Here is a 26,432-nt window from a genome sequence, read left to right on the forward strand (position 1 = left end):
CCGGTTGACTGGTCCGGTGCTGAGGGTGGGATTGACCGGTGGGATCGGGTCGGGCAAGAGCGCGGTGGCCGCACGGCTCGTCGAACGGGGAGCGGTGCTCATCGACGCCGACCAGATCGCCCGGGAGGTCGTCGCACCGGGCAGTGACGGCCTGGCCGAGATCGTCGCCACCTTCTCCGAGCGGGTGCTGGACGCCGACGGCGCGTTGGACCGGGCCGCGCTGGGCGCGGTGGTGTTCGCCGATGAGGCGGCCCGCCGCCGGCTGGAGGCGATCACCCATCCTCGGGTCCGGGCCCGTACCGCCGAGCTGACGGCCGCGGCGGCACCCGACGCGATCGTCGTCAACGATGTGCCGCTGCTGGTCGAGGTCGGGCTCGCGCCCACGTACCACCTGGTGGTCGTCGTGCAGGCGGCCGTGCCGACCCGACTGGAACGGTTGGTGCGGGCCCGGGGGATGGACCGCGCGGACGCCGAGCGGCGGATCGCCGCGCAGGCCGATGACACCCGCCGCCGGGCGGCGGCGGACGTGGTGCTGACCAACGACGCGACCCTGGCGGCGCTGCACGCCGCCGTCGACGGGCTCTGGGAGCAGCGGCTGCTGCCCTACGAGCGCAACCTGCGGGCGCGGCGGGTGGTGCCGGCGACCCGGGCCGACGTGGCCGAGGCGGACCCGAGCTGGCCCGCGCAGTACGACCGGTTGGCCGCCCGGATCCGGCACGCGCTCGCCCCGGCCGAATACCGGATCGACCACATCGGCCCGACCGCGGTGCCCGGTCTCGCCGCGGATGACGTCATCGACGTGCAGGTGGCCCTCCCGCACCTCGCCGACGCCGACGGGCCGCTCACCGACCGGCTGGCGGCCGCCGGTTTTCCCCGGGTGCCGGGGCAGTGGTGGGACGATCCGCGCCCGGCCGGCAGTGGCCGCTGGGAGAAGCGGCTGCACGGCAGCGCCGACCCGGGCCGTCCGGTACGCCTGCACGTGCGGGCGGCCGACTCGCCGGGGTGGCGGTACGCGCTGCTGATGCGCGACCACCTGCGGGCCGACCCGGATCAGCGGTCCGCGTACCTGCTGCTCAAGCGGGAGCTGGTCGACGCGGCGCCGAACGCCGGCGGTTCGGGGACGGCGCGCGACCCGTGGTTCGACGAGGAGTACCTGCGCGCCGAGCAGTGGGCCGCGCAGACCGGCTGGAGGCCCTGAGGGGTCAGCGGGCGGTGGCCGGGGGGTGGGGCGCCGGGCCCAGCCGGGGCATGACGCCGGGGCTGAGGTCCACCTGGGCCCACGTGCCGGCGCCGGTGTGCAGCTCCAGCCGACGCAGTGACCCGTCCCGGTCGATCCAGTAGCGCACCTGCCCGTCGGTGGCGCGCAGCTCGATGACGTCCACGGTCCGCCTGTCGGTGACGTCCTCGCGTACCCGCAGGGCCGCGCCGCGCTGCGCGGCCGTTCCGGCCGAGATCACCGCGCCGGCCAGCACCGCCAGCTCGTCCGTGCCGGAGCGGGCGAACCGCCAGGCCCCGGCGGGCGGTGGCATGGGTGGCCGCCCCGGCGTCTCGGCCGTCCCGCCGCCGCCGGCCGCGGCCGGCACGTCGGTGCGGGCCAGGCCCGTCGCGTCGCGCCAGAGCAGGGTCCGGCGATCGGGTACGCCGAGGTCGGCGACCGCCAGGTACGCGGTGCGGGTGGTCCAGCTCAACCAGCCGGTGCCCCGCAGGTTGGTGTCGGTGCCCACCGGTGCGGTCAGGGTCAGCGTGGCGCCGCCGCCCTGGGCCCGCAGTCGGGCGGGTAACCGGTCCAGTCGGTGTCGTTCGGCGTCGGTGAGGGCACGGGGGAGCCCGGTCGGCCGCCGCGAGCGGCCTACGTCGAGAGCCTAACGCCGGTGACATGTGCCACACAATGGGAATATTGAAGCTGATCACGTACCCGCCGTGACGGCCGATCCTGTCGGACCTCGGGCGTACCGTTGAGGGTATGGCGCTCGACATTCCCCGGCTCGACAGCCGCTTCCAGGTCGTCAGTGAGTTCCAACCGGCCGGTGACCAACCGGCCGCCATCGACGACCTTGAGCGCAGGGTTCGGCGCGGTGACCGTAACACGGTGCTGCTCGGCGCGACCGGTACCGGCAAGAGCGCCACGACGGCGTGGTTGATCGAGCGGTTGCAGCGTCCGACCCTGGTGCTCGCACCCAACAAGACGCTCTGCGCGCAGCTGGCCAAGGAGTTCAGCGAGCTGCTGCCGCACAACGCGGTCGAATACTTCGTCTCGTACTACGACTACTACCAGCCCGAGGCGTACATTCCGCAGACCGACACCTACATCGAGAAGGACTCCTCGATCAACGAGGAGGTCGAGCGGCTGCGGCACTCGGCGACGATGTCGCTGCTCACCCGCCGCGACGTGATCGTGGTGGCGACCGTCTCGGCGATCTACGGTCTGGGCACCCCGGAGGAGTACCTGGACCGGGCGGTCAAGGTCAAGATCGGCCAGGAGCTGGACCGTGACCAGTTGCTGCGCCGGCTGGTCGACATCCAGTACACCCGCAACGACATGGCCTTCCAGCGGGGCACGTTCCGGGTCCGGGGCGACACCCTGGAGATCATTCCGGCGTACGAGGAGCTGGCGGTCCGCATCGAGCTGTTCGGTGACGAGGTGGAGAAGCTCTACTACCTCAACCCGTTGACGGGCGACGTCGTACGCGAGGTCGACCAGCTGGTGATCTTCCCGGCGACGCACTACGCGGCCGGCCCGGAGCGGATGGAGCGGGCCATCCGCGACATCGAGGCGGAGCTCGCCGAGCGGCTGGCCGAGCTGGAGCGTCAGGGCAAGCTGCTGGAGGCGCAGCGGCTGCGCATGCGCACCACCTACGACATCGAGATGATGCGCCAGGTCGGCTTCTGCTCCGGCATCGAGAACTACTCGATGCACATGGACGGGCGGCTGCCCGGCAGCCCGCCGCACTGCCTGCTCGACTACTTCCCGGACGACTTCCTCACCGTGGTCGACGAGTCGCACGTGACCATCCCGCAGATCGGCGGCATGTACGAGGGTGACGCGTCGCGCAAGCGGATGCTGATCGACCACGGTTTCCGGCTGCCCAGCGCGGCCGACAACCGGCCGCTGCGCTTCGACGAGTTCCTGGAGCGGGTCGGCCAGATGGTCTACCTCTCCGCGACGCCCGGCCCGTGGGAGCTGGAACAGGCCCAGGGCGAGTTCGTCGAGCAGGTCATCCGCCCCACCGGGTTGATCGACCCGGAGGTCGTGATCAAGCCGACCAAGGGCCAGATCGACGACCTCATGCACGAGATCAAGCTGCGCACCGAGAAGGACGAGCGGGTGCTGGTCACCACGCTGACCAAGAAGATGGCCGAGGATCTGTCGGACTATCTGCTCGAGAACGGCATCCGGGTGCGCTACCTGCACTCGGAGGTGGACACGCTGCGTCGGGTGGAGTTGTTGCGCGAGCTGCGCAAGGGCGACTACGACGTGCTGGTCGGCATCAACCTGCTCCGCGAGGGTCTGGATCTGCCCGAGGTGTCGCTGGTGGCGATCCTCGACGCCGACAAGGAAGGCTTCCTGCGCAGCGGCCGCTCGCTGATCCAGACCATCGGCCGGGCCGCTCGTAACGTCTCCGGGCAGGTGCACATGTACGCCGACAAGATCACCCCGTCGATGGCGGCGGCGATCGACGAGACCGATCGGCGTCGGGCCAAGCAGATCGCGCACAACGAGGCCAACGGCATCAGCCCGGAGCCTCTGCGCAAGAAGATCCACGACATCCTGGACGACATCTACCGCGAGGCGGAGGACACCGAGAACTCGCGGGTCGGCGGCGCGGTCCGCCAGCTGTCCCGCGGCAAGGCGCCGGTGAAGGAGACGCGCAGTCGCAGCCGTGCCGGTGCCGCCACCCCCTCACGGGAGGGGATGGCCCGTGCGGATCTCGCCCAGCTCATCCAGGAGCTCAACGATCAGATGCTGGCCGCCGCCCGCGAGCTGCAGTTCGAGCTGGCGGCCCGGATCCGCGACGAGGTGGCCGACCTGAAGAAGGAGCTGCGCGGCATGGACGCCGCCGGCGTGAAGTGACGACCAACCCGGCGGCGACGCCCCGCGTGGGCGTGGCCGGTCGGGGCGCGGGAAGGGTGGTCCGAGGTTGACAGCGGGGGCGCCGGTCGACGACGAGCTGGTCCTCGGGCTGCCCGAGGTCCGGTTGCGCCCGTTCGTGGACCGGTACATCGGCTACCGGGAACGCGCGGACGTGCCGCTGGTCCGTCGGGAGACGGCCGGCGTCTTCGTGGTGCTGATCCTGGGTTGGGGCGCCCCCCTGGACGTGACCGACCCGCGCAGCGCGGAGCGGGGCGTCCAGCGGACGGACTCGTTCGTGGCCGGCACGTTCGACGGCTGGTGCACCACCCGCACGGTGGGTGTGGGGGAGGGGGTCGAGCTGCTGCTGTCGCCGCTGACCGCCCGTCGACTCCTCGGTCTGCCGCTGGGTGAGTTGACCAACCGGGCGGTGGGCGTCGGGCACCTCCCGGGCGGCTGGCTCGACCGGCTGCGGGGCCGGCTGGCCGACGCCAACGGCTGGCCGCACCGTTTCGCGCTCCTCGACGCGGCGCTCGCCGACCGGCTGGCGGCGTCCCCACCGGTCGACGCCCGGCTCGACTGGGCCTGGCGGTGGCTCGTGGCCAGCGGCGGGCGGGGCGGTGTCGGGGCGCTCGCCTCCGAGTTGGGCTGGAGCCGACGGCACCTGGCGGCCCGGTTCCGGCAGGACGTCGGCCTGCCGCCCAAGACGGCGGCCCGCCTGCTGCGCTTCCAGCAGGCACGCGCGGCGCTCACCGGCGTCGACGTCACGGCCGGTGCGGGGCGGGCCGTCGACTGGGCGGAGGTGGCGGCCCGCTGCGGCTACTACGACCAGTCGCACCTCATCCGGGACTTCCACCAGTTCGCCGGTGCCACTCCGGCGGCACTGCTCGCCGCACGCTCCGCGGGCTGACGCGCCCGCCGGCGGGCCGGTCCCGCCGGGACGCCGGGCCGAGGTCACATTCGTCCAATCGGGAGTGGGCCGCGGGCTGGAGACTGGTCGCATGCGAACCGTCTATCCGATCCTCCGTTATCCCGATCCCCGATCCGCGATCGACTGGCTCTGCTCCGCCTTCGGCTTCCAGGTGCACGCCGTGCACGAGGCGCCCGACGGCACGGTCGCGCACGCCGAACTCGTCCTCGAGACCGGCATGGTCATGCTGGGCCCGCGGGCTGACGCCGCGCCTCGACCGGCCGACGACGACTGGTCGGTCTACGTGGCGGTGCCCGACGTCGACGCCCACTGCGCCCGGGCCCGCGCCGCCGGCGCGCAGATCACGCAGGAGCCGTACGACACCGACTACGGCTCCCGCGACTACACCGCCCGCGATCTCGCCGGCACCCTGTGGGCGTTCGGCACGTACCGGCCCTGACCGGCGCGGACGCCGGCCGGAGCGGCACGGGGCGCGCCCGGCCCGGCGACCGTCAGCCGTACCGGCAGACCGGGGTCCGCCGCAGCCGGGGCGGGTCCGGACGCGTGGCGGTGCGGAACCGTTCGGTTGCGGTGCGCGAGCAAGGTATTGCACTGGGTGATCGTCCTGCGTACTCTCCCTCGGTGGGGAGGCCGGGATGCCGCTGCCAACAAGTCCTGTCATTCGACGAGTCCGCCTGGGTGCTGAACTGCGCCAGTTGCGCCGACGTGAGGCACTGACCCTGGAACAGGTCTGCGACCGGCTGGGCTGGGCCTCGACGTCGAAGCTGTCCCGCATCGAGCTGGGTCAGAGCCGACCGGACCTCGCCGACGTGCTGGACCTGCTGGACGTCTACCAGGTGCCGTCGCCGGCCCGCGACGCGCTGATCGTGATCGCCCGGGACGCGGCCACCAGCCGTGGCTGGTGGAAGACGCTCGGCGAGATGAGCGAGCGGCAGCGGACGTACGCCGAGCTGGAGGCCGGTGCCGCCCACATCGTCGAGTACCAGCCCGCGGTCGTGCCGGGGCTGCTGCAGACGCCGGCGTACGCCCGGTTGCGGGTCGCCGCGGGCGCCCTGCTCACGCCCGAGGTCGACATCGAGGCGGACGTGCGCGCCCGGGCGCTGCGGCAGGAGGTGCTGCGTCGGACCGACCCGCCGCGCTACACGGCGGTGCTCGCCGAGGCGGCCTGCGACCCGGGTGACCTGCCGGTCGCGGTGTGGCGTGAACAGCTGCGGCACCTGGTCACCGTGACCGGGCTGGCCCACGTGACGGTGCGGCTGCTGCCGCGCGGGGCGGCCAGCAGCGGCCTGCACCCGCTCACGCCGTACTCCTGGTATGCCTTTCCCGACCCGGCGGACCCGCGGACGGTGATGCTGGAGGCGCTGACCACCGACGTCCGGTTGGCGACGGTGCTGGACGTCGACCGGTACGAGCGGATGACCGAGGCGCTGCTGGCGGCGGCGCTGTCACCGGAGGAGACGATCACCGCGCTGGCCCGCCGCGTCGGCGAGTGACCCGGCGTGGGCACGACGGCGCGTCGCGCGGCCACCGGGCCCGGCGCCCCCGAGCCCGTCGGGACCGGCGGCCGGCGCGTGCGCAGGCACGCTAACCGGGGGGTACGACAGCTCCACTCAGGCCGGTACGTCGACGAAATGCTCGACCACGGGCGGCCCCGCGAAGTGCGGGCCGATCAGGGCGCGCCACTGCGCGAACCGCTCGGTGGCCCGGAAGTTCTCCTCGTGCGCCTCGACCGAGTCCCATTCGACCAGCAGCACGAACCGGGTCGGGGACTCGATGCCCCGGGTCATCCGCACTGACCGGCAGCCGGTCGCCCCGGCGAGGACCGGGTGGCCCTGGGCGTACGCGGCGGCGAACGCGTCCTCGTGTCCGGGCAGTACGTCGATCAACGCGACCTCAAGCACCATGCCCGCAGCCTCCCACGGCACGGGGACGCCGTGGTGGCGCGGGGTCCACTCGCGGACCCCGACACACTAGCCTCCTAGGACGCGCTGGCGGGTGTGTCGCGCTGCGCTGTTCCCGCCGGGGAGGGTGTGCGGTGCCACCGGCTGCCCGGGGTGTGATCACGGCGCGTGGTGGGGAAGAATGGTCCCCGAGGAGGGGAGTATTCCCTCGCGACGGAGTCGTCAGCACGGTCGATCGCCGGAATCCCGGCGTCCCGACCCGGCGCCGTCGGTCGTCACCCGTTCGCGGGTGGCGGCGGAAGAGACCTCCGACAGTCACCAGAGTTGGCGTCAACGGCACACCGGCCTTCGCGGAGGCGTACGGTGTGCCCGACGCCGCGTGTCTGCCGGAGGAATGAACGTTGGACGTGTCCGGATTGGTGTGGGCGGGGACTCTCGTCGCACTGACTGCGGTTCTGCTCGTCGACCTGTTGATCATCGGTCGGCGTCCGCATGAGCCGAGTGTGCGGGAGTCGAGCCTCTGGGTCGCGTTCTACGTCGGCCTGGCCCTGCTCTTCGGCGCTGGCGTCTGGTTGACCTCCGGGGCCAGTTCGGCGGGGCAGTTCTACACCGGCTGGCTCACCGAGTACAGCCTCTCGGTGGACAACCTCTTCGTCTTCGTGATCATCATGGCCCGCTTCGGGGTGCCCCGGCAGTACCAGCAGAAGGTGCTGCTCGTCGGCATCGTGCTGGCCCTGGTGATGCGCGGCGGGTTCATCGCCGCCGGCGCCGCGTTGATCTCCCAGTTCTCCTGGGTCTTCTACATCTTCGGCGCGTTCCTGATCTACACGGCCGTCAACCTGGCCCGCCAGGGTGAGCCGGACGAGGACGAGTTCTCCGAGAACCTGCTGATCCGGTGGAGTCGCCGGGCGCTGCCGATCTCCAAGGGCTACGACAGCGCGAAGCTGATGACCCACGAGAACGGCCGGCGGCTGTTCACCCCGATGCTCATCGTGATGATCGCCATCGGCACCACCGACGTGATCTTCGCACTGGACTCGATCCCGGCGATCTTCGGCATCACCCAGGAGCCGTACCTGGTCTTCACCGCGAACGTGTTCGCGCTGATGGGCCTGCGGCAGCTCTACTTCCTGCTCGGCGGCCTGCTCGACCGGCTGATCTACCTGAGCTACGGCCTGGCCGTCGTGCTCGGCTTCATCGGGGTCAAGCTGGTGCTGGAGGCCCTCGCCGACAACAACCTGCCGTTCATCAACGGTGGGGAGCACGTCGGCTGGGCGCCGCACATCCCGATCTGGCTCTCGCTGCTGGTCATCCTCGGCACGTTGGGCGTCGCCACCGCCGCCAGCCTGATCAAGTCCTCCCGGGACCGCCGCCGCGAGTTGGCCGACGCCCGACGCTGATCCCGGCGCCGGCCGGGTGCCCGAAGGTGCCCGGCCGGTCAGACCCGGTGCGCGCCCACCAGGGTGGCGGTGCGATCTGCCGGCAGGGCCTCCTCGATGACCCGCCGTCGCCGGTAGCAGGCGTGCAGCATCCGCCGTTGCTCGCCGCCCGGGGTCGCGGTGACGATCCCGATGTGGTGGATCTTTCGGCCGGGGCGGGCGAAGAAGTAGAGGTCGCCGGGCCGTTCCGCGCCGAGTGGCAGCGGAGAGGTGGCGACCGCCTGGTCGTCGGCGTCGCGGGGCAGCAGGACCCCGAAGCGCCGCCACGCCAGGTGCACCAGCCCCGAACAGTCGATGCCGTACGCGGAGAGCCCACCCCAGACGTACGCCACGTTTAGCAGTCGCTGGGCCACGGCGAGCGCCTGCTCGGCGCTCGGCGGCTCGCTCGACGGTGGGGCGAGCTGGCTGTCGGGCAGCCAGAGTGGGGCGGCCTGGCCGGGAACGTGCACCGGCTGCCAGCCGTCGCGGGCCGGGCCGGCCGGGACGAGACGCGTCCCGACGACCACGCCGGGCACCACGACCGGACCGTGCGGTGCGGCGCGCAGCTCGGTGACCGTGGCGTCCACCACCAGCGGGTCGCCGGCGACGGTCGGGTCGGCGGGGGTCACCTGGTCGGCGGGGAGCCAGCCCGGGTAGCCCCGTGGGTCCAGTTTGGCGGCGGGCTGCTCGACGGCGACCACCCGGGCCCAGCCGTCCGGGCGTAGTTCGGTGACGAGGACCCGTTCACCGAGTAGGAGTTGGCTCAGGACGCAGTCGCCGACCTGCTGGTCGGTGTCCATGCCGGAGATCCAGGCCGGGATGTCGGCGCCGGCGCTGAGCGCCGGGCCGTCGATCGGGCGGACCGCCTCGGGAGAGGTCCACAGGGTGGCCACCGCGACCCGGACGAGGGCCTCGCGGCCCGGTTGCAGCTGCACGTCAACCCCCAGCTCGATCGGCTGTTCCGGGAAACCCTATGAAAGAAACCAACGATCATCAACTGCGGCTCTGAACCTTAGCTTCAGTCAGGCCGGAAATGCCCAGGCCAGGCGCGTCCGGCAACACCACGGTCGCCCCCTCGTAGCGAATCCCACCCTGCACCGGTGACCAGGCCAGCCACCAGGCGGCGTCCAGGTCGGCGACGGCCGTGGTGCCGTACGCGGCGACCAGACTCGCCGCCGCGCCGATGCCGACCTGACTCTCCATCATCGACCCGACCACCGTGCCGAGGCCGTGCGCGGCGGCCAGCTCCAGCAGGGTGCGCGCCGGCTGCAGCCCGCCACACTTGGCCAGCTTGACGTTCACCATGTCGGCCGCCCGGCGACGGATCACCTCCACCAGGTCGCGCACCCCGAAGACCGCCTCGTCGGCCAGGATCGGCACGGAGACCCGGTCGCTGACCCAGGCCAACCCGTCCAGGTCCCAGCGTGCCACCGGCTGCTCGACCAGCTCCACGTCGAGCCCGGCGTCCTCGATGCCGCGGATCACCCGGACCGCCTCCCGGGGCGTCCACCCCTGGTTGGCGTCCAGCCGGATCCGGACCCCGGCGCCGACCGCCGCGCGCACGGCCCGCACCCGGTCCAGGTCACCGGCCGCGTCGGTGCCGACCTTGAGCTTGAGCACGGCGAAGCCGTCGGCCTGCCGCTGCCGCGCGGCCGCCGCCAGGTCGACCGCGTCGCCCGCCGCGAGGGTCACGTCCGTCGGCACCCGCAGCGTCGTGCCACCCAGCAGACGCACCAGGGGTACGCCCAGGCGTCGGGCCGCCAGGTCGTGCAGAGCGACGTCCAGCGCCGCCTTCGCGGCCTCGTTACCGGCCACCGCCCGCCGCACCTCCGCGCAGCGGGCCACCAGATCGTCCGGGTCACGGCCGATCAACAGCGGCCCGAGCAGCTCCCGTACGCACGCCTGGGCGCCGCCGACCGACGCGCCGGTGACCTGCCAGACCTGCGGGGCCTCGCCGAAGCCGGACCGGCCGTCGGTGTCGACCAGCTCGACGACCAGGGTTTCGACCGTGGTGGTGCGGCGCAGGGCGGTGACGAACGGAGTGTGTAAGGGGGCAGAAACCCGGTGGGTGCGTACCGCCGAGATCGTCATGTCGGGCACCCTATACGCAGGCACGCGGCGGGAGGGGACACCGGATGGCTGGGCGGGACTGGGAGATGGTGGGCGCGCCGAACGCACGTGACCTGGGTGGGCTCCCCGGCGCCGACGGTCGGCGGGTACGCGCCGGGCGGCTGATCCGTACCCCGGCACTGGGCCGGCTCACCGACGAGGACCTGCCGGTGCTCGCGAAGCTGGGGCCGGTCTGCGTGGTCGACCTGCGCGACGGCTCGGAGATCGCGGTCGCGCCGAGCGACCGGCTGGTGGGCGAGCCACGGGTGGTGCACCTGCCGGTGCACGACCCGGAGCACCCCGTCTTCACGTACGTCTCGGCGGTGCTGCTCGGCCATGACCTGGACGCGTACGCGGAGCTGGCCCGGGAGGGCACCGCCGGGGCGATGGCGGAGATCTACCGGTGGTTCGTCACCGGCGAGTCGGCGCGGGTCGGCTTCGCCGAGGCGGTGCGGCTGGCCTCCCGACCGGAGAACCTTCCGCTGGTCTACCACTGCTCCGCCGGCAAGGACCGCACCGGCTGGCTCACCGTCATCCTGCTGACCGCCCTCGGCGTCGACGAAGCCACGATCCGCGCGGAGTACCTGCGCAACAACGCGCTGACCGCCAGCCTGCGCGCGGTGATCGTCGAGGCGATGCGGCGGCAGCCGGAGCTGGACGTCGAGGCCGTGCTGCCGGTGCTGGAGGTCCGCGCCGGGTACCTCGACGCCGGCTACGACGAGGTACGCCGGGTGCACGGCTCGTTCGACGGCTACCTGCGCGACGGGCTCGGGCTGACCGACGACGACCTCACGGCGTTGCGGGCGCAGCTGCTGGAGTGACCGGCGCGCCGGCGCAGGCGGCCCGACCGGTAACGATGAGCGCCTGGCCGGCCGCGTACGTCGCCATGACCAGCACCGGCGCGCCGGGCGGCTGTGCCACGCCGGCTACCCCGGCGGCGATCAGCAGGTCCGAGCCGAGGAAGAGCGCCGCGCCGAGACCGACGCGCCAGCCCTGGGTGGCGGCGGTGGTGGCCATCGCGACCAACGCGAGCGCGTAGCCGGCCACCGGCACGGCCAGCCCGGCGGCGGCCAGCCCCGCCCACATCCAGGCCAGCGCGATGACGGTCAGCGCCGCGTACCCGATGGGGACCGCGACCAGCGGCGCGCGGCGCAGCGCCGTCGCGGCGCCGCGCCGGGTGAAGGCCGTGAGGTAGCAGAGGTGGGTGCCGAGGAAGCAGGCCATGCCGGCGAGGAACCAGCCGGTGCCGTCGACCAGCAGCGCCACGTCGCCGCCGGTGGCGAAGGCCAGCCCGGCGAGCACCAGCCGGTCCGGCCGGGCGTCGCGTTCGGCGGTGGCCCTCCAGAGGTACGCGGCGAGCAGCGGCATCAGCAGCGGCTTGGTGAGCGCGAAGGTCAGGTCGCTGTCGGTGGCGTTGGCGAGCAGGTTCGCCGCGGTCACGGCGAGGAAGGCGAGCAGGATGGTGCGGCTGCGCGGCATCGACGGCTCCGGGGGTGGGGTGCGGGCAGCCTAGCCGGATCGACGGGTGTCGGGTCAGAGCCGGTGCCGGGCGGCCCAGACCTGCGCCGAGATGTGCGCGAGCAGCCGGCAGGCGTCGTCCTCGACCTCGTCGTCGCCGCCGGCCAGGTCGGTGGTGGTGCAGACGGCGATCAGGTACGGCGGGGCGTCGTCGGGCAGCACCACGCCGGCGCCGTGCCGGACTCCCCGCACCCACCCGTTCTTGTGGGCGATGCGGGTGCCGTCGGGCAGGCCGGCGGCCAGGTCCTCGCGGTGCTCCTGAGCGAGCAGCACGTCCAGCATGGCCGCGCAGGCGGCCGGCGACGCGAGCCGGCCGGGGGTGGCGGCCCCGGTGGCCAGCGCGCCGAGCAGGGCGGCCAGGTCGGCCGCGGTCACCGTGTTGGTGATGCCGGCCTCGCGGGCGGCGAAGTCCTCGATGCCCCGACCGGTGACGCTGTTGCGGGCACCGGCCACCGCCCACACCTCGGCCAGCGCCGGCAGCCCGACGTGCCCGATGAGCAGGTTGGTGGCCAGGTTGCTGGACCGGACGATCATCCGGTCGGCGAGCCAGCGCAGCGGCGCCGTCCCACCGACCCGGTCCCAGACCGCGTCGTCGTTGTCGTAGTCGCGGGCGCAGGAGAAGCGGGGCGCGCCGGGCTGGGCCGAGTCGAACTCGTTGACCACGGGGACGTGCGCGTCCAGCTCCAGCGCCGCGGACTCGGCGGCGCGGTGCAGGGCGGCGAGCACCGCCACCTTCATGGTGCTGGCGGCGTAGTGGGTGGCGTCGGCGTGCCGGGTCCATGTCGGCGGGGCGTCGAGCCGGCCCACGTACGCCGAGACGGTGCCGGGCACCCGGTCCAGGTGGGCGTCGAGATCATCCCAGGTCATGCCGGTGACCGTAGCCGATCACCGATGGGTTGTCCCCGGCGTACCCCTCTGCCCGGAAGCGGACGGGCGCGCCGGCCGCAAGCGGCCGACGCGCCCGGTCGTCGGGAGCTGGTGGGCTCAGCCGGCGTGCTTGCGGCGGGCGGCGGCCCGGCCCCGCTGCTGCTGGTCGAGCACCACCTTGCGGATGCGCACCGCGGTCGGGGTGACCTCGACGCACTCGTCCTCGCGGCAGAACTCCAGAGCCTGCTCCAGCGAGAGCTTGCGCGGCGGGATCAGCTTCTCGGTCTCGTCGGAGGTCGACGCCCGCATGTTGGTGAGCTTCTTCTCCTTGGTGATGTTGACGTCCATGTCGTCGGAGCGGGAGTTCTCCCCGACGATCATGCCCTCGTACACCTCGGTGGTCGGGTCGACGAAGAGCTGACCACGCTCCTGCAGGTTGATCATCGCGAAGGCGGTGACCGCGCCGGAGCGGTCGGCCACCAGCGAGCCGTTGTTACGGGTCCGCAGCTCGCCGAACCACGGCTCGTAGGACTCGAAGACGTGGTGCAGGATGCCGGTGCCGCGGGTGTCGGTGAGGAACTCGGTGCGGAAACCGATCAGGCCACGAGCCGGGACCAGCCACTCCATCCGGATCCAGCCGGTGCCGTGGTTGACCAGCTGCTCCATGCGGCCCTTGCGGGTCGCCAGGAGCTGGGTGATCGCGCCCAGGTATTCCTCCGGGGCGTCGATGGTCAGGCGCTCGACCGGCTCGCAGGTCTTGCCGTCGATCTCCTTGGTGACCACCTGCGGCTTGCCGACGGTCAGCTCGTAGCTCTCCCGGCGCATCTGCTCGACCAGGATGGCCAGCGCCAGCTCGCCGCGGCCCTGCACCTCCCAGGCGTCCGGCCGCTCGGTGGGCAGCACCCGCAGCGACACGTTGCCGATCAGCTCCTTGTCGAGCCGGTCCTTGACCATCCGCGCGGTGACCTTGGAACCCTTGACCCGGCCGACCAGCGGCGAGGTGTTGGTGCCGATGGTCATCGAGATGGCCGGCTCGTCGACGGTGATCAGCGGCAGCGCCACCGGGTTCTCCACGTCGGCCAGGGTCTCGCCGATCATGATCTCGGGGATGCCGGCGACGGCGATGATGTCGCCCGGCCCGGCCGACTCGGCCGGCTTGCGCTCCAGGCCCTCGGTCATCAGCATCTCGGAGATGCGGACCCGCTGGGTGCTGCCGTCGGTGCGGCACCAGGCCACCGTCTGGCCCTTGCTGATGGTGCCCTGACGGACCCGGCACAGCGCCAGCCGGCCGAGGAACGGCGAGGCGTCGAGGTTGGTGACGTGGGCCTGCAGCGGCGCCCCGTCCTCGTACGCGGGCGCCGGGATGGTGTCCAGCAGGGTGCGGAACAGCGGCTCCAGCGAGGTGCTGTCGTCGGGAACCGAGCCGTCGGCGGGCTGGGTCAGCGAGGCGATGCCGTCGCGGGCGCACGCGTAGACGATCGGGAAGTCGATCTGCTCCTCGTCGGCGTCCAGGTCGAGGAAGAGCTCGTAGGTGTCGTCCACGACCTCCTTGATCCGGGCGTCCGGGCGGTCCACCTTGTTGATCACCAGGATGATCGGCATCCGGGCCCGCAGCGCCTTGCGCAGCACGAAGCGGGTCTGCGGCAGGGGGCCCTCGCTCGCGTCGACCAGCAGCACCACGCCGTCGACCATGGTCAGGCCGCGCTCCACCTCGCCACCGAAGTCGGCGTGGCCGGGGGTGTCGATGATGTTGATGGTGACCGGGTCGGAGCCGTCCGCCGGCAGGTAGTGCACGCCGGTGTTCTTGGCGAGGATGGTGATGCCCTTCTCCCGCTCCAGGTCGCCGGAGTCCATCACCCGCTCGGTGTTCTCACCTCGCGCGCCGTACGCGCCGGCCTGCCGCAACATGGCGTCGACCAAGGTGGTCTTGCCGTGGTCGACGTGAGCGATGATGGCGACGTTGCGGAGGTCGGTGCGAAGCTGCATACCCTCTATCCTTCCGCCTGCGCTCGCGCAGGCTGCGTCGGGGTCACCCCCAGGTGCCCCTGATCTATGGTGAAACCGCTGTGCCGGTCGTTCCCCCGGCTGGCATGCTGGCTCCCGTGTCCCGGGGGCCTGAGTGCACGACCTGCTGACCACGGTGCAGGGTCTGCCCACTCTGTGGATCTACCTGGTCGCCGCGCTGATCGTGGCGGGCGAGACCGCGGTGATCTTCGGCCTGCTGGTGCCGGGTGAGGCTACCCTGCTGCTCGTCGGCTTCCTCACCTACAACGGTACCTTGCGCTTGGGCCCGGCGTTGTTCGCGATGATCGTCGCGGCCGTCCTCGGTGACGGGCTGGCGTTCCGCGCCGGCCGACGGTACGGCCCGAAGCTGCGCGCCGGGCTGGGTCACCGGGTCGGGCCCGAGCGGTGGGGCCGGGCCGACGCCCTGCTCGCCCGCCTGGGCGGACGGGGTGTGTTCGCCGCCCGCTGGGTGGCCTTCGCCCGCACCCTGGTGCCCCGACTGGCCGGGGCGGCCGGCATGCCGTACCGGCGGTTCGCGCCGTGGAACCTCGCCGGCGTCGTCACCTGGGTGGGCGGCTCGGTGCTGCTCGGTCACCTCGCCGGTGAGTCGTACGACACGGTCTCCGCGTACCTCGGTCGCGCCACCGGTGCGGCGCTGGTGCTGCTGGCCGGCCTGCTCGGGGTGGTGCTCGCCGGCCGGTGGCTGGGCCGCAACCCCGATCCGGCACGCGCGCTGCTCTCCCGCGCCGGCGCGCTGCCGCCGATCCGCTGGCTCAGCGCCCGCTACGGGCTGCTGTTCTTCCTGGTGGCCATGCGGGTCGGGCCGGCCTGGACGTTGCTGCTCAACCTGGCCGCGGGGCTGGTGCTGCTGTTCGCCGCCGGGTTCGCCATCGCCGGCCTGCTCGCCGTGTCGGTGCGCAACAGCGGGCTGGCGGCGTTGGACGGGGCGGTCGAGGGCTGGTTCGCGGCCCGGCGGACCCCGGGCGCCGCCGACGCCACCATGATCGTGGTGTCCCTGGTGCGCGGGTGGGTGTTGATCGTGCTGGTGGCCCTGGTGGCGGCGGTGCTGGCGTGGCGGAAACGGCCGTGGCGGGCGGACCTGCTCAGCGTGGTCGGCACCGTCGGCGCGTTCGTGCCGCTGCTGGTGCTGGCCGTGGTGGCGGAGTGGACCGGGTCGCCGGCGGCCGGCCCGGACGGCGGTGAGTCGGTCCCCTTCCCGACCCAGAACGCGGTGGTCGCGGCGAGCTTCTGCACTCTGGCCTGGCTGGTGTCGCGCAGCGCCCGCTGGCCGGTGGCGGTGGCCGCCTGGACGACCGCCGCCGCGGCGGTGGTGGGCATCGGCGGCGCGCGGCTCTACCTCGGCCTGGACACGGCGAGCGGGACCGCGGCGGCGGTACTGCTCGGGGTGCTGTGGACGGTGGTGTTCATCGTCGCGTGGGCCACCCGGGACCGGGCGGTGGGGGATCGGGACCAGCTCGTGGAGCCGGTCCGGTCGCCGCCGCAGGGGCCTCGCCGACCGGTCGAGCCTTGTTAGGGTGCGGCGACGGTCACACCGACGTCGGCGGGGCCGTGGCTGCGGTGCCCCGGCCCCGCCGCGTGGTTGGTGGGTCGGTCAGTCTCGAGCGGCGACCGGCTCCGGGTCGGCCGGGACGGCGTCCCTGCTGACCCGGCCGGGCCACCAGAAGCGCTCGCCCAGCACGAACGCCAGCGCCGGCACCAGGACGGTGCGTACCAGCAGCGTGTCGAGCAGGACGCCGATGCAGACGATGACGCCGATCTGGGTCAGCGTGATCAGCGGTAGGACGCCGAGCACGGCGAAGACCGCGGCGAGCAGCACGCCGGCGCTGGTGATCACGCCGCCGGTGACCCGCAGCGCGGAGAGCATCCCGCCGCGGGTGCCGGCCACGCGGGCGTCCTCCCGGGCGCGGGTGACCAGGAAGATGTTGTAGTCCACCCCGAGCGCCACCAGGAACACGAAGGCGAGCAGCAGGACGCCGCTGTCCAGGGCCGGGAAGCCCAGCACGTGGTCGAAGAGCAGCCACGCCGCGCCGAGGCTCGCGAAGAACGACGCGATCACGGTGAGCACCAGCAGCACCGGCGCGACCAGGCCGCGCAGCAGCAGGACGAGCACGGCGCCGACCAGCAGCAGGATGATCGGAAGGATCAGCCGCAGGTCGGAGTCGTTGGCCTTCTCCGAGTCGTAGGTGGCGGCGACCGTGCCGCCGACGATCGCCCCGGTTGGCGCGGCGGCGCCGTCGACAGCGGGGGGTGCGGAGCCGGGCACGGCGGCGACCGCGTCGCGCAACGCCTCGATGGTGCGGTCGGACGCGGTGGTGCCGGGCTCGGCGGCGAGCACCACGTCGACCTGGGCGACGCCCTGCCCGGCGTCACCGGGGCGGGCCGAGGCGACCCCGGGTACGCCCGCGGCGACGTCGGTGACCGCGCGGACCGCCGCCGGGGTGGTGAGCACGGCGACCGGTTGGGTGGTGCCGGCGGGGAACGCGCGGGCCAGGGTCTGCGCGCCGGTGACCGCCTCGGGCTGGGCCCGGAACTGCTCGGTCTCGGACAGGCCGGTGCGGATGCCGAGGCCCCCCAGCGCCAGGCCGGCGAGCAGCAGCGTCGCCAGCAGCGCGACCGGTACCGGACGGCGTTCCACGGCGGCGCCGAGCCGGCCCCAGAGCCGACCCTCGCGCGCCGCGCCACCGACCCGGGGGACGAACGGCCAGAACAGGCCGCGACCGAAGAGCACCAGCACGGCCGGGAGCACGAACAGCGCCGACGCCATCGCGAAGACGACCCCGGTGGCGCAGGCCACGGCCAGTGCCCGGTTCGTCTCCTGCTCACTGAGCAGCAGGGTGAGCACGCCGAGCACCACGGTGCCGCCGCTGGCGAGGATGGGCTCGGCGGTACGGCGCAGCGCGGCGCGCATCGCCGCGAACCGGTCCTCGGCGCGGCGCAACTCCTCCCGGTAGCGGGCGATGAGCAGCAGGGCGTAGTCGGTGGCGGCGCCGAAGACCAGCACGCTGGCGATGCCGGTGACCTGACCCTGCTGGAGGTTGATCCCGACGGCCGGCACGATCGTGTCCACCGCGCGCAGGGTGAGCTGCTCGGTCGCCGCGACGACGACCAGCGGCACGATCCACAGGAACGGGCTGCGATAGGTGATCAGCAGCAGCAGGGCGACCACGGCGGCGGTCACCATGAGCAGGGTGACGTCGGCGCCCTCGAAGACCGAGGAGAGATCGGCGGTGAAGGCGGGGGCGCCGGTCACCTCGACGGTGAGACCGTCGGGCAGCTCCGTCAGCGCGTCCCGCAGCTCGGTGACGGTGGCGGTGACCTCGGCCTGGCCCCCGGCGGTGCTCAGCGGCACGGCGACGAGCGCCACCGTGCCGTCCGGGGAGAGTTGGGCGGGGCTGACCTGCCCGCCCGCCGCGAAGCGGGCGAGGTCGCCGGCGCGGTCGCCGACGGCGGACCGGTCGGCCTCGCTGAGCGCACCCCCGTCGTCGCGGCTGACCACCACGATGGCCGGCTGTACCTCGCTGGAGGGGAGCTGGTCCTGCAGCCGCTGCACCTGGGTCGACTCCCAGCTCACCGACAGGCCGGTGGCGGAGACCGGTGCCGAGTTGTCCGGCCGGGGCAGGCCGAGAACGGCCGCGCTGACGACGACCGCGGCGGCCACGGTGAGCCAGGCGGCGAACCGGCCGCGAGCGACTCTGGTGAAGACAGACATCGGGTTGACCTCAAAGTCCTTCGAGAGTCGAGTATCTTGATAGGCGAGATTATCGACGGCTGTTCTATGCTGCAACCCGGGAAACCGACGACGGGAAGCGGCGCGAGGTGGCGACTCACGGCATGTACCGGCGGCGCGACACGCGCCGCGAGCAGCTGGTCGCCGAGATCACCAACAACCTCCGGCGGTACGCGGTGGACGCCCAGCAGGTCGGCCACGCCTTCGCCAACCTGCACGGCCTCAACCCGACCGACCTGCGGGCCCTGATCGCCGTGATGGACGCCGAACTGCTCGGCGACCCGATCACCCCCGGCCGCCTCGGTGAGCAGCTCAACCTCTCCTCCGGCTCGGTCACCGCCCTGATCGACCGGCTGGAGCGGGCCGGGCACATCCGCCGGGACCGGGACACCGTCGACCGGCGCAAGGTGCTGCTGCACTACGCCGACCAGGGCGCCACGCTCGCCATGGAGTTCTTCCAGCCGCTGGGCGCCCGTACCGACACGGTGATGGACCGGTTCGACGAGGACGAGCTGGAGGTGGTGCACCGGTTCATGGCGGCGATGAGCGAGTCGATCCGCGCGCACCGCGACTCGGTGCGCGCCGCCCGACCCGAGCCGCCCCGCCGCCCGACGGGCTGACCGTGTCGCGTCGTCTCGTCGCCCGCCTGGCCGGTGCCGCGCTGCGGCTGCCGCCGACCCGCACCGGACCGGTGCGGGTCACCCGGGACATTCCGGTACGCGCCCGCGACGGCGTGGTGCTGCGCACCGACCACTACGCCCCGGCCGCCCCCGACGCGCCCACCGTGCTGATCCGCACCCCGTACGGACGGGGTGGGCCGTTGCGGCTGCTCGGGCGGCTGCTCGCCGCACGCGGCCAGCACGCGGTGATCCAGTCCTGCCGGGGCACCGGCGGATCCGGTGGGACCTTCGCCCCGCTGGTGCACGAGCGCGACGACGGGTTGGACACCCTCGACTGGCTGCGCCGCCAACCCTGGTGGGCCGGCGCGCTCGGCATGTTCGGCGTCAGCTACCAGGGCTTCGCGCAGTGGGCGCTGGCCGCCGACGCCGGCGACGACCTGCGCGCGATGGTCGCGGTGGTGACCGCCTCGGCCACCCGGGACTCGACGTACGCGGGGGAGTCGTTCGCCCTGGACACGGTGCTGACCTGGGCGGAGCTGCTGCACGCGCAGACGGTGCCGTGGCTGGCCCGGCAGTGGGAACTCAAGCGTGGGCAGCCCCGGCTGGCCGCCGCGCTGGAACACCTGCCGCTGGCCGACGCCGACCGGGTGGCCACCGGCGTGCGGATCCCCTTCTTCCAGGAGTGGCTGCGCCACCACACCCCGGACGCCCCGTACTGGCGGACACGGGTCTTCGCCGACCGCGTCGCCCGGGTACGGGCGCCGGTGCTCATGGTCACCGGCTGGCACGACATCTTCCTGCCCGCCCAGCTCGACGACCACGCCACGCTGCGCGCCGCCGGCGCCCGAGGGCGTCTCGTGATCGGTCCGTGGACGCACGGCAGCCCCGGCCTGTTCGCCGCCTCCCTGCGCGAGGGGCTGGCCTGGCTCGACGCGCACCTGACCCCGGCGGGCCGGGCTCCGGGCGGGTCGGCGCCGGTCCGGCTGCACGTGGGAGGCCGGGGCGGCGGCTGGCGCGACCTGCCGGACTGGCCGCCGCCCGCGGTCGACACCGCGTGGCACCTGCACCCGGGCGGCGAGCTGGCGGCGCGTCCGCCGGTCGGGTCGACGCCGGACGGGTTCCGCTACGACCCGGCCGATCCGACCCCGTCGGTGGGTGGGCCGCTGCTCGTCGCGCAGCGGGCCGGCACGGTGGACAACGGAAGTGTCGAGGCCCGCCCCGACGTGCTGACCTACACCAGCGCCCCGCTGGCCCGGCCGCTGGAAGTGATCGGCCCGGTGCGCGCCGAGATCCACGTCCGCGGTGAGCTGCCGTACCTCGATGTCTTCGTGCGACTGTGCGACGTGGACCGTCGGAGCCGGTCCTGGAACGTGTGCGACGGGCTGGTCCGGGTCACCCCCGACCGGTTCCCGGGCGACGCGTCCGGCGCGCTGCGGGTTCCGGTGCCGCTCTGGCCGACCGCGTACCGGTTCGCCGCCGGGCACCGGTTGCGGTTGCAGGTCTCCGGAGGCGCCCATCCGCGCTGGGCGCGCAACCCGGGCAGCGGCGAATCCCTTGGTACGGCAGTGACGCTGTGTGCCGGATGGCGAGAGGTTCTGCACGACCCGGAGCACCCCTCCGCGCTGATGCTGCCGATCATCCACAGTGGTTCCGCACAATCTACAAGCCGCTGAGCTGGGCATTCATCGAAATTGCGGGCTATGGTTGTGCTAACGCCCGGCGCCGTGCACCAGTAGGCCGGGCTCGCCCGAAGTTTCCTGACCGCGTACGCGGTGTGATGTCGCACGCCCGGCCCCCATCCATTGGAAAGGGGGACCCCATGACCCGGGCCCCGGCGAATCTGTTGGCCCTCCGAAGTCTGCTTCTCACCCATCTCGACAACGCTCCCGGACCGGACGATCTGGAGCCGGCGGAGGTCGGCATCGTCGGCGACGCCGACCACCGGGGCGGGTACCACTGCGGATCGGACCGGGTCGTCACCAACGACTACTCCGTGGTGGAGTCACCCCGGGACCGTGCCGGCCTGACCCTCGACGCCGCGGCGCTCGACGTCGGCGGCTTCGATGTCCGCTCCGCCGGTCGTACCCACACCCTGGCCAGCTTCTCGGTCTGGTGTGTGGGGCAGTGCGTCGCGAACGCGGCGGACACCCGCGACATCCGCGAGATCATCTACAGCCCCGACGGTACGACCGTGAAGCGGTGGGACCGGCTCGGCAAGCGCACCAGTGGCGACACCACACACCGCTGGCACACCCACTTCAGTTTCTTCCGCGACGCGATCAAGGCGGGCCGTGACCAGCGGCCGCTGTTCCGCCGCTACCTCAGCTCCATCGGACTCCTGGAGGACAACGACATGACCCCCGAAGAGCACGCCTGGCTGGCCACCGTCCACCAGAACCTGACCCTGTTGGACGGTCGCAACCCGATCGGTCAGATCTACACCCGTATGGCGCTGGGGCAGGACGCCACCGTCAGCAACTACAAGCCGGAGAGCCCGACGCTGACGTCCATCGCCGCGCAGGTGAGCGCGCTGCAGGCCGCGTTGACCGCGCTGTCCGGCCGGGACTTCACCGACGAGCCCGCCATCGTCCAGGGTGTGCTCGCCGGGTTGACCCCCGAGCGGATCGCCGCGGCCATCCCGCCGACCATGGCCAAGCAGGTCGCCGACGAACTGGCGCGCCGGCTGGTCGCCTGATCGTCGGCGGCTCCGCCCGCCACTCCGCAACAATCATTGGGCAACGTATATTGCGCAAGAGTGGTTGCGGATGGCAGGTTGGACCGTATGGAAAGCCCCGACCTACGCCAGGTCACCGACTCCCGGGTCCTCGCGGCCATGGCCCACCCGCTGCGCCGCCGCCTGATGGACGTCCTCAAGGTCCACGGGCCGTCCACCGTCGGCATGCTCGCCGACCGCACCGACCAGGCGCCCGCCAACGTCAGCCACCACCTCAAGGTCCTCGCCGCCGGCGAGCTGGTCACCGAGGCCCCCGAACTGGCCCGGGACCGGCGCGAGCGGTGGTGGCGGCTGGTCACCCGGGGGGTGCGCTGGTCCAACAGCGACTTCGACGCCGACCCGGCCGCCCGAGCCGTCGCCGACGCCGCCACGTCGCTCAACCTGGACCGGCACGTCGCCCTGGCCCGAGCCTGGCACGCCGCAGACGACTCGACGCAGGCCACCTGGCACGACGGCCCCTTCTCCACCGACAAGTGGCTGCACCTCACCCCGGACGAACTGGCCGAGCTGAGCCGCGAAATGATCGACCTGCTGGCCCGCTGGGCCGACCGGCCGCTGCCCGACGACGGGCGGGACCGCCAGCCGGTCTTCGTGTTCGCCCACGGCGTTCCGGCCCGGCCGTGACCGCGGCCACCCGCACCGATCCGAGCCCGGCCCGGCCGGCCGGCGGACTGCTGCGGCATCGGGACTTCCGGCTGCTCTGGGCCGGCCAGACCGTCAGCAGCGTCGGCAGCAACGTCACCACGGTCGCGCTGCCGCTGGTCGCCGTGGCCGTCCTCGACGCCGGCACCTTCCAGGTGGCGGTGCTCACCGCCGCGGCCTGGCTGCCCTGGCTGCTAATCGGCCTACCGGCCGGCGCGTGGGTGGACCGGCTGCCACGCCGGCCGGTGATGGTGATCTGCGACCTGCTCTGCGCGCTGGCCTTCCTCAGCGTGCCACTGGCCGCCGCACTGGACCGGCTCACCGTCGGGCACCTGCTGCTCGTCGCGCTCGGCGCCGGCACCGCGCGGGTCTTCTTCGAGACCGCCGACCAGGTCTACCTCCCCGTCGTGCTGCGACCCGACCAGCTGCCCGAGGGCAACGCGAAACTCCAGGCCACCCAGACCGTCAGCTATGTCGTCGGGCCGGGCATCGCCGGCCTGATCGCCCAACTCACCGGCGCCGTCGCCGCGCTGCTGCTGGACGCCCTCACGTTCCTGCTCTCCGCGGCCTTCCTGCTGCGCATCCGCACCGTCGAGCCACCCGCCGCACGGGCCGCCCACTCCCGGTCACTGCGCCGCGACATCGCCGAAGGACTGCGCTTCGTCATCCGCGACCCGTACCTGCGGGTGCTCACGGTCTTCGGCGCGGCCAGCAACATCGGGCTCACCGGCTACCAGGCCGTCCTGGTGGTCTTCCTGGTCCGCGAGCTGCGACTCGCGCCCGGCATGGTGGGCGCCGTGGTCGCGGTGATGAGCGTCGGGGGGATCGTCGGCGCGCTGCTGGCCACCACGCTGGCGCGGCGCTGCGGCACCGCGCGGGCCATGCTGATCGGGGCGGCCCTGACCGGACCGCCCGCGCTGCTCATCCCCCTGGCCGCACCCGGCGCCGGCCTCGTCTGGCCGGCGCTCGGCGGGGTGCTGATCGGCCTCGGCGTCGCCGTCGGCAACGTGGTGAAGGGCGCCTTCCGGCAGACGTACACCCCGCACCACCTGCTCGGCCGCGTGACCGTGAGCATGCATCTGCTCAACCGGCGCCATCCCGCTCGCGGCCGTGCTGGCCGGTGCGCTCGGCGCACGCTACGGCGTCGCGACAGCGATCACGGTGATGACCACCTGGCTCGCCCTCACGCCGATGATTCTGGTGATGGGACCGCTCCGGCGGCGGCGGGACCTGCCCGCCGCCCCGGCGGCGTCTTGAGTGCGCTGCGACGGCGACCGGCGAACCGGCCGCCGTCACCGGCACGGAGCTACATCGGGCGGACGTTGTCCGCCTGCGGACCCTTCTGCCCCTGGGTCACCTCGAACTCGACCTTCTGGCCCTCGTTGAGCTCCCGGTAGCCGCTCGTCGCGATGGCGGAGTAGTGGACGAACACGTCCGGCCCTCCACCGTCCTGCTCGATGAAGCCGAAGCCCTTTTCCGAGTTGAACCACTTAACCGTGCCGGTTGCCATGCATCTCTCCCTGTTCAAAGCGGCTGACCCTCGACCTGTGGCCGATGATCGCCCGTACCTGTTCGACAGTAACGGGCAAACCCGCGATCTGCCGGCCGAAGTGCCGTAGGTCTTCGTGCGAAGTCGAGTGAACTCTGCGCGCCGGCGGCTGAAAACGACCCCGGTGACTCTCCGCTGGGGCATGCTTGCGCCGATGAGGGGTGCCACAGCCACCGCGCTGACCGTGCTGGAGCGCGAGATCGACGCGCCCGGCAGCGGCCTGGACCGGCTCCAGTTGGTGCCCATCCCGTTCGTCCCGGAGGTACGACTGCACCTCGCCGAGGACGCCATCGTCTGGTGGGCCCGCATGGAGGCGGCCGCCGGGCACACTTTGCCACCGCCCTACTGGGCCTCCGTCTGGGCCGGCGGCCAGGCCCTGGCCCGGCACCTGCTGGACCACCCGGAACTCGTCGTCGGCCGGCGGGTGCTCGACCTCGCCGCCGGATCGGGGCTGGTGGCCATCGCCGCCGCGCTGTGCGGCGCGACCCGGGTCGTCGCCAACGACATCGACCCGTACGCCGTGGCCGCCGTCACCGTCAACGCACGCGCCAACCAGGTCGACGTCGACACGACCGGAGACGACCTGCTCGACCGCGTCGACGCGGAGGCGGACCTGGTGGTCGCCGGCGACGTCTTCTACAGCCGCGCGCTGGCCGACCGGGTGCTGCCGTTCCTGCAACGGGCCGCCGCCGGCGGTGCCGACGTCCTGGTCGGCGACCCCGACCGGGGGCACCTGCCCGAGGACCGGTTGACGGTGCTGGCCGACTACCCGGTGCCCACCACCGAACCATCCGTCGACTCGTCGCTGCGCCGGGTCCGGGTGCTGCGACCCGCGTGACGCCGAGACCACTCAGGGGTGACCCCGAGGCCGATACCAGGGGACGCTGGGGGACGCGACCGGATGTCCACGGTGGCAGGTCGGCCATAGCGTACGCAGCATGACGCAATGGCTGGCCCAGGTCGGAGAGTTGCCCATCCTGCTGCTGATGGGCGCGCTCGGGATCGTCATGCTCTTCGACGCCGTACCCCTGCTCGGCGTCCTCATCCCCGGCGACGTGGCGATCCTCGCCGCGGTCGGGGTGGGCCGACCGGCCACCGGGCTCGCCACCTTCACCGCGGTGCTCGCCGGCTGCCTCGCCGGCTGGTCGCTGAGTTTCCTCGTCGGCCGCCGGTACGCCGAACGCCTCCGCAGCAGCCGGGTCGGTGACTGGATCGGCGAGGCCCGCTGGAGCGCGGCGGAAGGGATCCTGCGCCGCGGCGGCGGCCGGATGATGGTGGTCGCGCCGTTCCTGCCGGTGTTCAACGCGCTGCTGCCGCTCGCCGCCGGCGGGCTGCGGATGTCGTACCGCCGGTTCCTCGGCTGCGCGACACTCGGCGCCGCCGCCTGGGCCGGCCTCTACCTCGCGCTGGGCACCGCGTCGCGGGCCCTGGCCGGACTGCTGCCCGGCACGCCGAGCCCTCTGCTGGTCACGATGGGCGTTGGGCTGGTGCTGGCTTCCGTCGTGTTGCTGGGTGCTCGGCGTCGGTTGTTCGCTGTCGCTTCCTGAGCTGCTGCGGTTCCGGGCCCGGTTGCGGTTGGGGGGGCGGCTCGTCCGGGGGGTCGCCGCCCACCGGTGGTTTGTCGGGCTTGGTGGTTTTCGGTCAGCGTCGGGTTTCCCCGTTGGTTGCTACCAGCCTCGGGTTTTCCACTGGGGGAGGGCTGGGCGTTCGGCTCCCAGGGTGCTGTCCTTGCCGTGGCCGGGGTAGAACCAGGTGTCGTCCGCAAGCTGGTCGAACAGCTTGTGCTCGACGTCGTCGATCAGCGCGGCGAACCGCTCCGGGTCCTTGTCGGTGTTGCCGACCCCACCGGGAAAGAGGCTGTCACCGGTGAAGAGGTGGCCGGTGCCGGCCGGGTCGCGGTAGAGCAGCGCGATCGAACCCGGGGTGTGCCCCTTGAGGTGGATGACCTCCAGCGCGCAGTCGCCGACCGATACGGTGTCACCGTCGGCGAGTCGCTCCGCCTCGATCGGCAGCCCCGCCGCGTCGTCGGCGTGCACCAGCACCCGGGCGCCGGTCTTGGCCACCACCTCCTCCAGCGCCACCCAGTGGTCCATGTGCTGGTGGGTGGTCACCACGGCCGTCAGCCCACCGTCGCCGACCAGCTCCAGCACCCGGGGCGCCTCGTTGGCGGCGTCGATGAGCACCTGCTCACCGGTGCCCGTGCAGCGCAGCAGGTAGGCGTTGTTGTCCATCGGACCCACCGACAGCTTGCTGATGGTGAGCCCGTCCAACTCCCGTACCGCCGGCGGGCCGCCGTGGGTGACATCTCCGCTGTAGGTCATG

The 26,432-nt window shown here is 72.9% G+C and carries 26 protein-coding genes; 16 read left to right on the forward strand and 10 right to left on the reverse strand.

The features are described 5' to 3' along the window. The first annotated feature begins 16 nt into the window (after nt 1-16). Nucleotides 17-1,198: a dephospho-CoA kinase gene (coaE, locus tag F8271_RS10155; protein ID WP_151489448.1), complete on the forward strand. Its 1,182-nt coding sequence runs from the start codon at nt 17-19 to the stop codon at nt 1,196-1,198. Between the two features lie 4 nt (nt 1,199-1,202). On the opposite strand, the gene F8271_RS10160 is transcribed toward coaE, so the two are convergent. Then, nucleotides 1,203-1,724, reverse strand: coding sequence for a hypothetical protein (locus tag F8271_RS10160; RefSeq protein WP_151489449.1), 522 nt, complete (start codon nt 1,722-1,724; stop codon nt 1,203-1,205). A gap of 239 nt (nt 1,725-1,963) precedes the next feature. On the opposite strand from F8271_RS10160, the gene uvrB reads away from it, so the two are divergent. From uvrB to F8271_RS10180, 4 genes are all read left to right on the forward strand, one after another. After that, on the forward strand, nt 1,964-4,072 hold the full coding sequence (gene uvrB, locus F8271_RS10165) for an excinuclease ABC subunit UvrB (protein WP_151489450.1): 2,109 nt from the start codon (nt 1,964-1,966) through the stop codon (nt 4,070-4,072). Nucleotides 4,073-4,139: 67 nt separating this feature from the next. Beyond that, complete coding sequence (locus F8271_RS10170; protein WP_151489451.1) at nt 4,140-4,979, forward strand: helix-turn-helix domain-containing protein; 840 nt, start codon at nt 4,140-4,142, stop codon at nt 4,977-4,979. A gap of 91 nt (nt 4,980-5,070) precedes the next feature. Beyond that, a complete protein-coding gene (locus F8271_RS10175) occupies nt 5,071-5,439 on the forward strand; it encodes a VOC family protein (RefSeq protein WP_151489452.1) in 369 nt (122 codons plus the stop codon). A gap of 196 nt (nt 5,440-5,635) precedes the next feature. Next, nucleotides 5,636-6,493 carry a helix-turn-helix transcriptional regulator gene (locus tag F8271_RS10180; protein WP_151489453.1) on the forward strand — a complete coding sequence of 286 codons (858 nt, stop codon included), beginning with the start codon at nt 5,636-5,638 and terminating at the stop codon, nt 6,491-6,493. Nucleotides 6,494-6,610: 117 nt separating this feature from the next. On the opposite strand, the gene F8271_RS10185 is transcribed toward F8271_RS10180, so the two are convergent. Beyond that, a complete protein-coding gene (locus tag F8271_RS10185; protein ID WP_151489454.1) occupies nt 6,611-6,904 on the reverse strand; it encodes an antibiotic biosynthesis monooxygenase in 294 nt (97 codons plus the stop codon). A gap of 398 nt (nt 6,905-7,302) precedes the next feature. Here F8271_RS10185 and F8271_RS10190 point away from each other — a divergent pair, with 398 nt between their 5' ends. Then, nucleotides 7,303-8,301 carry a TerC family protein gene (locus F8271_RS10190; RefSeq protein ID WP_151489455.1) on the forward strand — a complete coding sequence of 333 codons (999 nt, stop codon included), beginning with the start codon at nt 7,303-7,305 and terminating at the stop codon, nt 8,299-8,301. A 38-nt stretch (nt 8,302-8,339) separates the two neighbouring features. Here F8271_RS10190 and F8271_RS10195 read toward each other — a convergent pair whose 3' ends face one another. Then, on the reverse strand, nt 8,340-9,254 hold the full coding sequence (locus F8271_RS10195) for an NlpC/P60 family protein (protein ID WP_151489456.1): 915 nt from the start codon (nt 9,252-9,254) through the stop codon (nt 8,340-8,342). Between the two features lie 58 nt (nt 9,255-9,312). Further along, nucleotides 9,313-10,410, reverse strand: a complete 1,098-nt coding sequence (locus tag F8271_RS10200; RefSeq protein ID WP_151489457.1) for a mandelate racemase/muconate lactonizing enzyme family protein — start codon at nt 10,408-10,410, stop codon at nt 9,313-9,315. Between the two features lie 44 nt (nt 10,411-10,454). Here F8271_RS10200 and F8271_RS10205 point away from each other — a divergent pair, with 44 nt between their 5' ends. Then, nucleotides 10,455-11,249: a tyrosine-protein phosphatase gene (locus F8271_RS10205; protein ID WP_151489458.1), complete on the forward strand. Its 795-nt coding sequence runs from the start codon at nt 10,455-10,457 to the stop codon at nt 11,247-11,249. Here F8271_RS10205 and F8271_RS10210 read toward each other — a convergent pair. From F8271_RS10210 to typA, 3 genes are all read right to left on the reverse strand, one after another. Next, nucleotides 11,218-11,907, reverse strand: coding sequence for a lysoplasmalogenase (locus F8271_RS10210; RefSeq protein WP_151489459.1), 690 nt, complete (start codon nt 11,905-11,907; stop codon nt 11,218-11,220). The two genes, F8271_RS10205 and F8271_RS10210, sit on opposite strands and share 32 nt — an antisense overlap. Nucleotides 11,908-11,961: 54 nt before the next feature. Next, the gene (locus F8271_RS10215; RefSeq protein WP_151489460.1) at nt 11,962-12,813 is read right to left on the reverse strand and encodes a serine hydrolase; all 852 of its coding nucleotides are present in this window, start codon (nt 12,811-12,813) and stop codon (nt 11,962-11,964) included. A 117-nt stretch (nt 12,814-12,930) separates the two neighbouring features. Then, the gene (typA, locus tag F8271_RS10220) at nt 12,931-14,799 is read right to left on the reverse strand and encodes a translational GTPase TypA (protein ID WP_151489461.1); all 1,869 of its coding nucleotides are present in this window, start codon (nt 14,797-14,799) and stop codon (nt 12,931-12,933) included. A gap of 133 nt (nt 14,800-14,932) precedes the next feature. Here typA and F8271_RS10225 point away from each other — a divergent pair, with 133 nt between their 5' ends. After that, nucleotides 14,933-16,351 (forward strand): DedA family protein, encoded by a 1,419-nt coding sequence (locus tag F8271_RS10225; protein ID WP_151489462.1) that lies wholly within the window; start codon nt 14,933-14,935, stop codon nt 16,349-16,351. Between the two features lie 78 nt (nt 16,352-16,429). Here F8271_RS10225 and F8271_RS10230 read toward each other — a convergent pair whose 3' ends face one another. Next, nucleotides 16,430-18,547 (reverse strand): efflux RND transporter permease subunit, encoded by a 2,118-nt coding sequence (locus F8271_RS10230; RefSeq protein WP_151489463.1) that lies wholly within the window; start codon nt 18,545-18,547, stop codon nt 16,430-16,432. A 122-nt stretch (nt 18,548-18,669) separates the two neighbouring features. Here F8271_RS10230 and F8271_RS10235 point away from each other — a divergent pair, with 122 nt between their 5' ends. From F8271_RS10235 to F8271_RS10255, 5 genes are all read left to right on the forward strand, one after another. Further along, a complete protein-coding gene (locus tag F8271_RS10235; RefSeq protein WP_151489474.1) occupies nt 18,670-19,185 on the forward strand; it encodes a MarR family winged helix-turn-helix transcriptional regulator in 516 nt (171 codons plus the stop codon). Nucleotides 19,186-19,187: 2 nt separating this feature from the next. Further along, nucleotides 19,188-20,858: a CocE/NonD family hydrolase gene (locus F8271_RS10240; RefSeq protein WP_151489464.1), complete on the forward strand. Its 1,671-nt coding sequence runs from the start codon at nt 19,188-19,190 to the stop codon at nt 20,856-20,858. 146 nt (nt 20,859-21,004) lie between these two features. Beyond that, nucleotides 21,005-21,880, forward strand: a complete 876-nt coding sequence (locus tag F8271_RS10245; RefSeq protein WP_151489465.1) for a hypothetical protein — start codon at nt 21,005-21,007, stop codon at nt 21,878-21,880. A gap of 87 nt (nt 21,881-21,967) precedes the next feature. Then, nucleotides 21,968-22,543, forward strand: coding sequence for a helix-turn-helix transcriptional regulator (locus F8271_RS10250; protein ID WP_151489466.1), 576 nt, complete (start codon nt 21,968-21,970; stop codon nt 22,541-22,543). Then, complete coding sequence (locus F8271_RS10255) at nt 22,540-23,958, forward strand: MFS transporter (RefSeq protein WP_255473673.1); 1,419 nt, start codon at nt 22,540-22,542, stop codon at nt 23,956-23,958. The genes F8271_RS10250 and F8271_RS10255 overlap by 4 nt, the downstream gene beginning before the upstream one ends. Here the strand turns inward: F8271_RS10255 and F8271_RS10260 are convergent. After that, the gene (locus F8271_RS10260) at nt 23,868-24,071 is read right to left on the reverse strand and encodes a cold-shock protein (RefSeq protein WP_007072071.1); all 204 of its coding nucleotides are present in this window, start codon (nt 24,069-24,071) and stop codon (nt 23,868-23,870) included. The two genes, F8271_RS10255 and F8271_RS10260, sit on opposite strands and share 91 nt — an antisense overlap. Here F8271_RS10260 and F8271_RS32310 point away from each other — a divergent pair. The 3 genes from F8271_RS32310 to F8271_RS10270 all read left to right on the forward strand — a co-directional run bounded on the left by F8271_RS32310 (nt 24,019) and on the right by F8271_RS10270 (nt 25,657). Then, complete coding sequence (locus F8271_RS32310; RefSeq protein WP_192580231.1) at nt 24,019-24,180, forward strand: hypothetical protein; 162 nt, start codon at nt 24,019-24,021, stop codon at nt 24,178-24,180. The two genes, F8271_RS10260 and F8271_RS32310, sit on opposite strands and share 53 nt — an antisense overlap. 84 nt (nt 24,181-24,264) lie before the next feature. Further along, nucleotides 24,265-24,948, forward strand: coding sequence for a 50S ribosomal protein L11 methyltransferase (locus F8271_RS10265; RefSeq protein WP_357949216.1), 684 nt, complete (start codon nt 24,265-24,267; stop codon nt 24,946-24,948). Nucleotides 24,949-25,048: 100 nt separating this feature from the next. After that, entirely contained in the window at nt 25,049-25,657 is a 609-nt protein-coding gene (locus F8271_RS10270; protein ID WP_151489467.1) for a DedA family protein, read from the forward strand. 120 nt (nt 25,658-25,777) lie between these two features. Here F8271_RS10270 and F8271_RS10275 read toward each other — a convergent pair whose 3' ends face one another. Further along, the gene (locus F8271_RS10275) at nt 25,778-26,431 is read right to left on the reverse strand and encodes an MBL fold metallo-hydrolase (RefSeq protein ID WP_151489468.1); all 654 of its coding nucleotides are present in this window, start codon (nt 26,429-26,431) and stop codon (nt 25,778-25,780) included. Nucleotide 26,432 lies beyond the last annotated feature (1 nt).

The organism is Micromonospora sp. ALFpr18c (assembly GCF_008868155.1).
In the GTDB taxonomy this organism is placed as follows: Bacteria; Actinomycetota; Actinomycetes; order Mycobacteriales; family Micromonosporaceae; genus Micromonospora.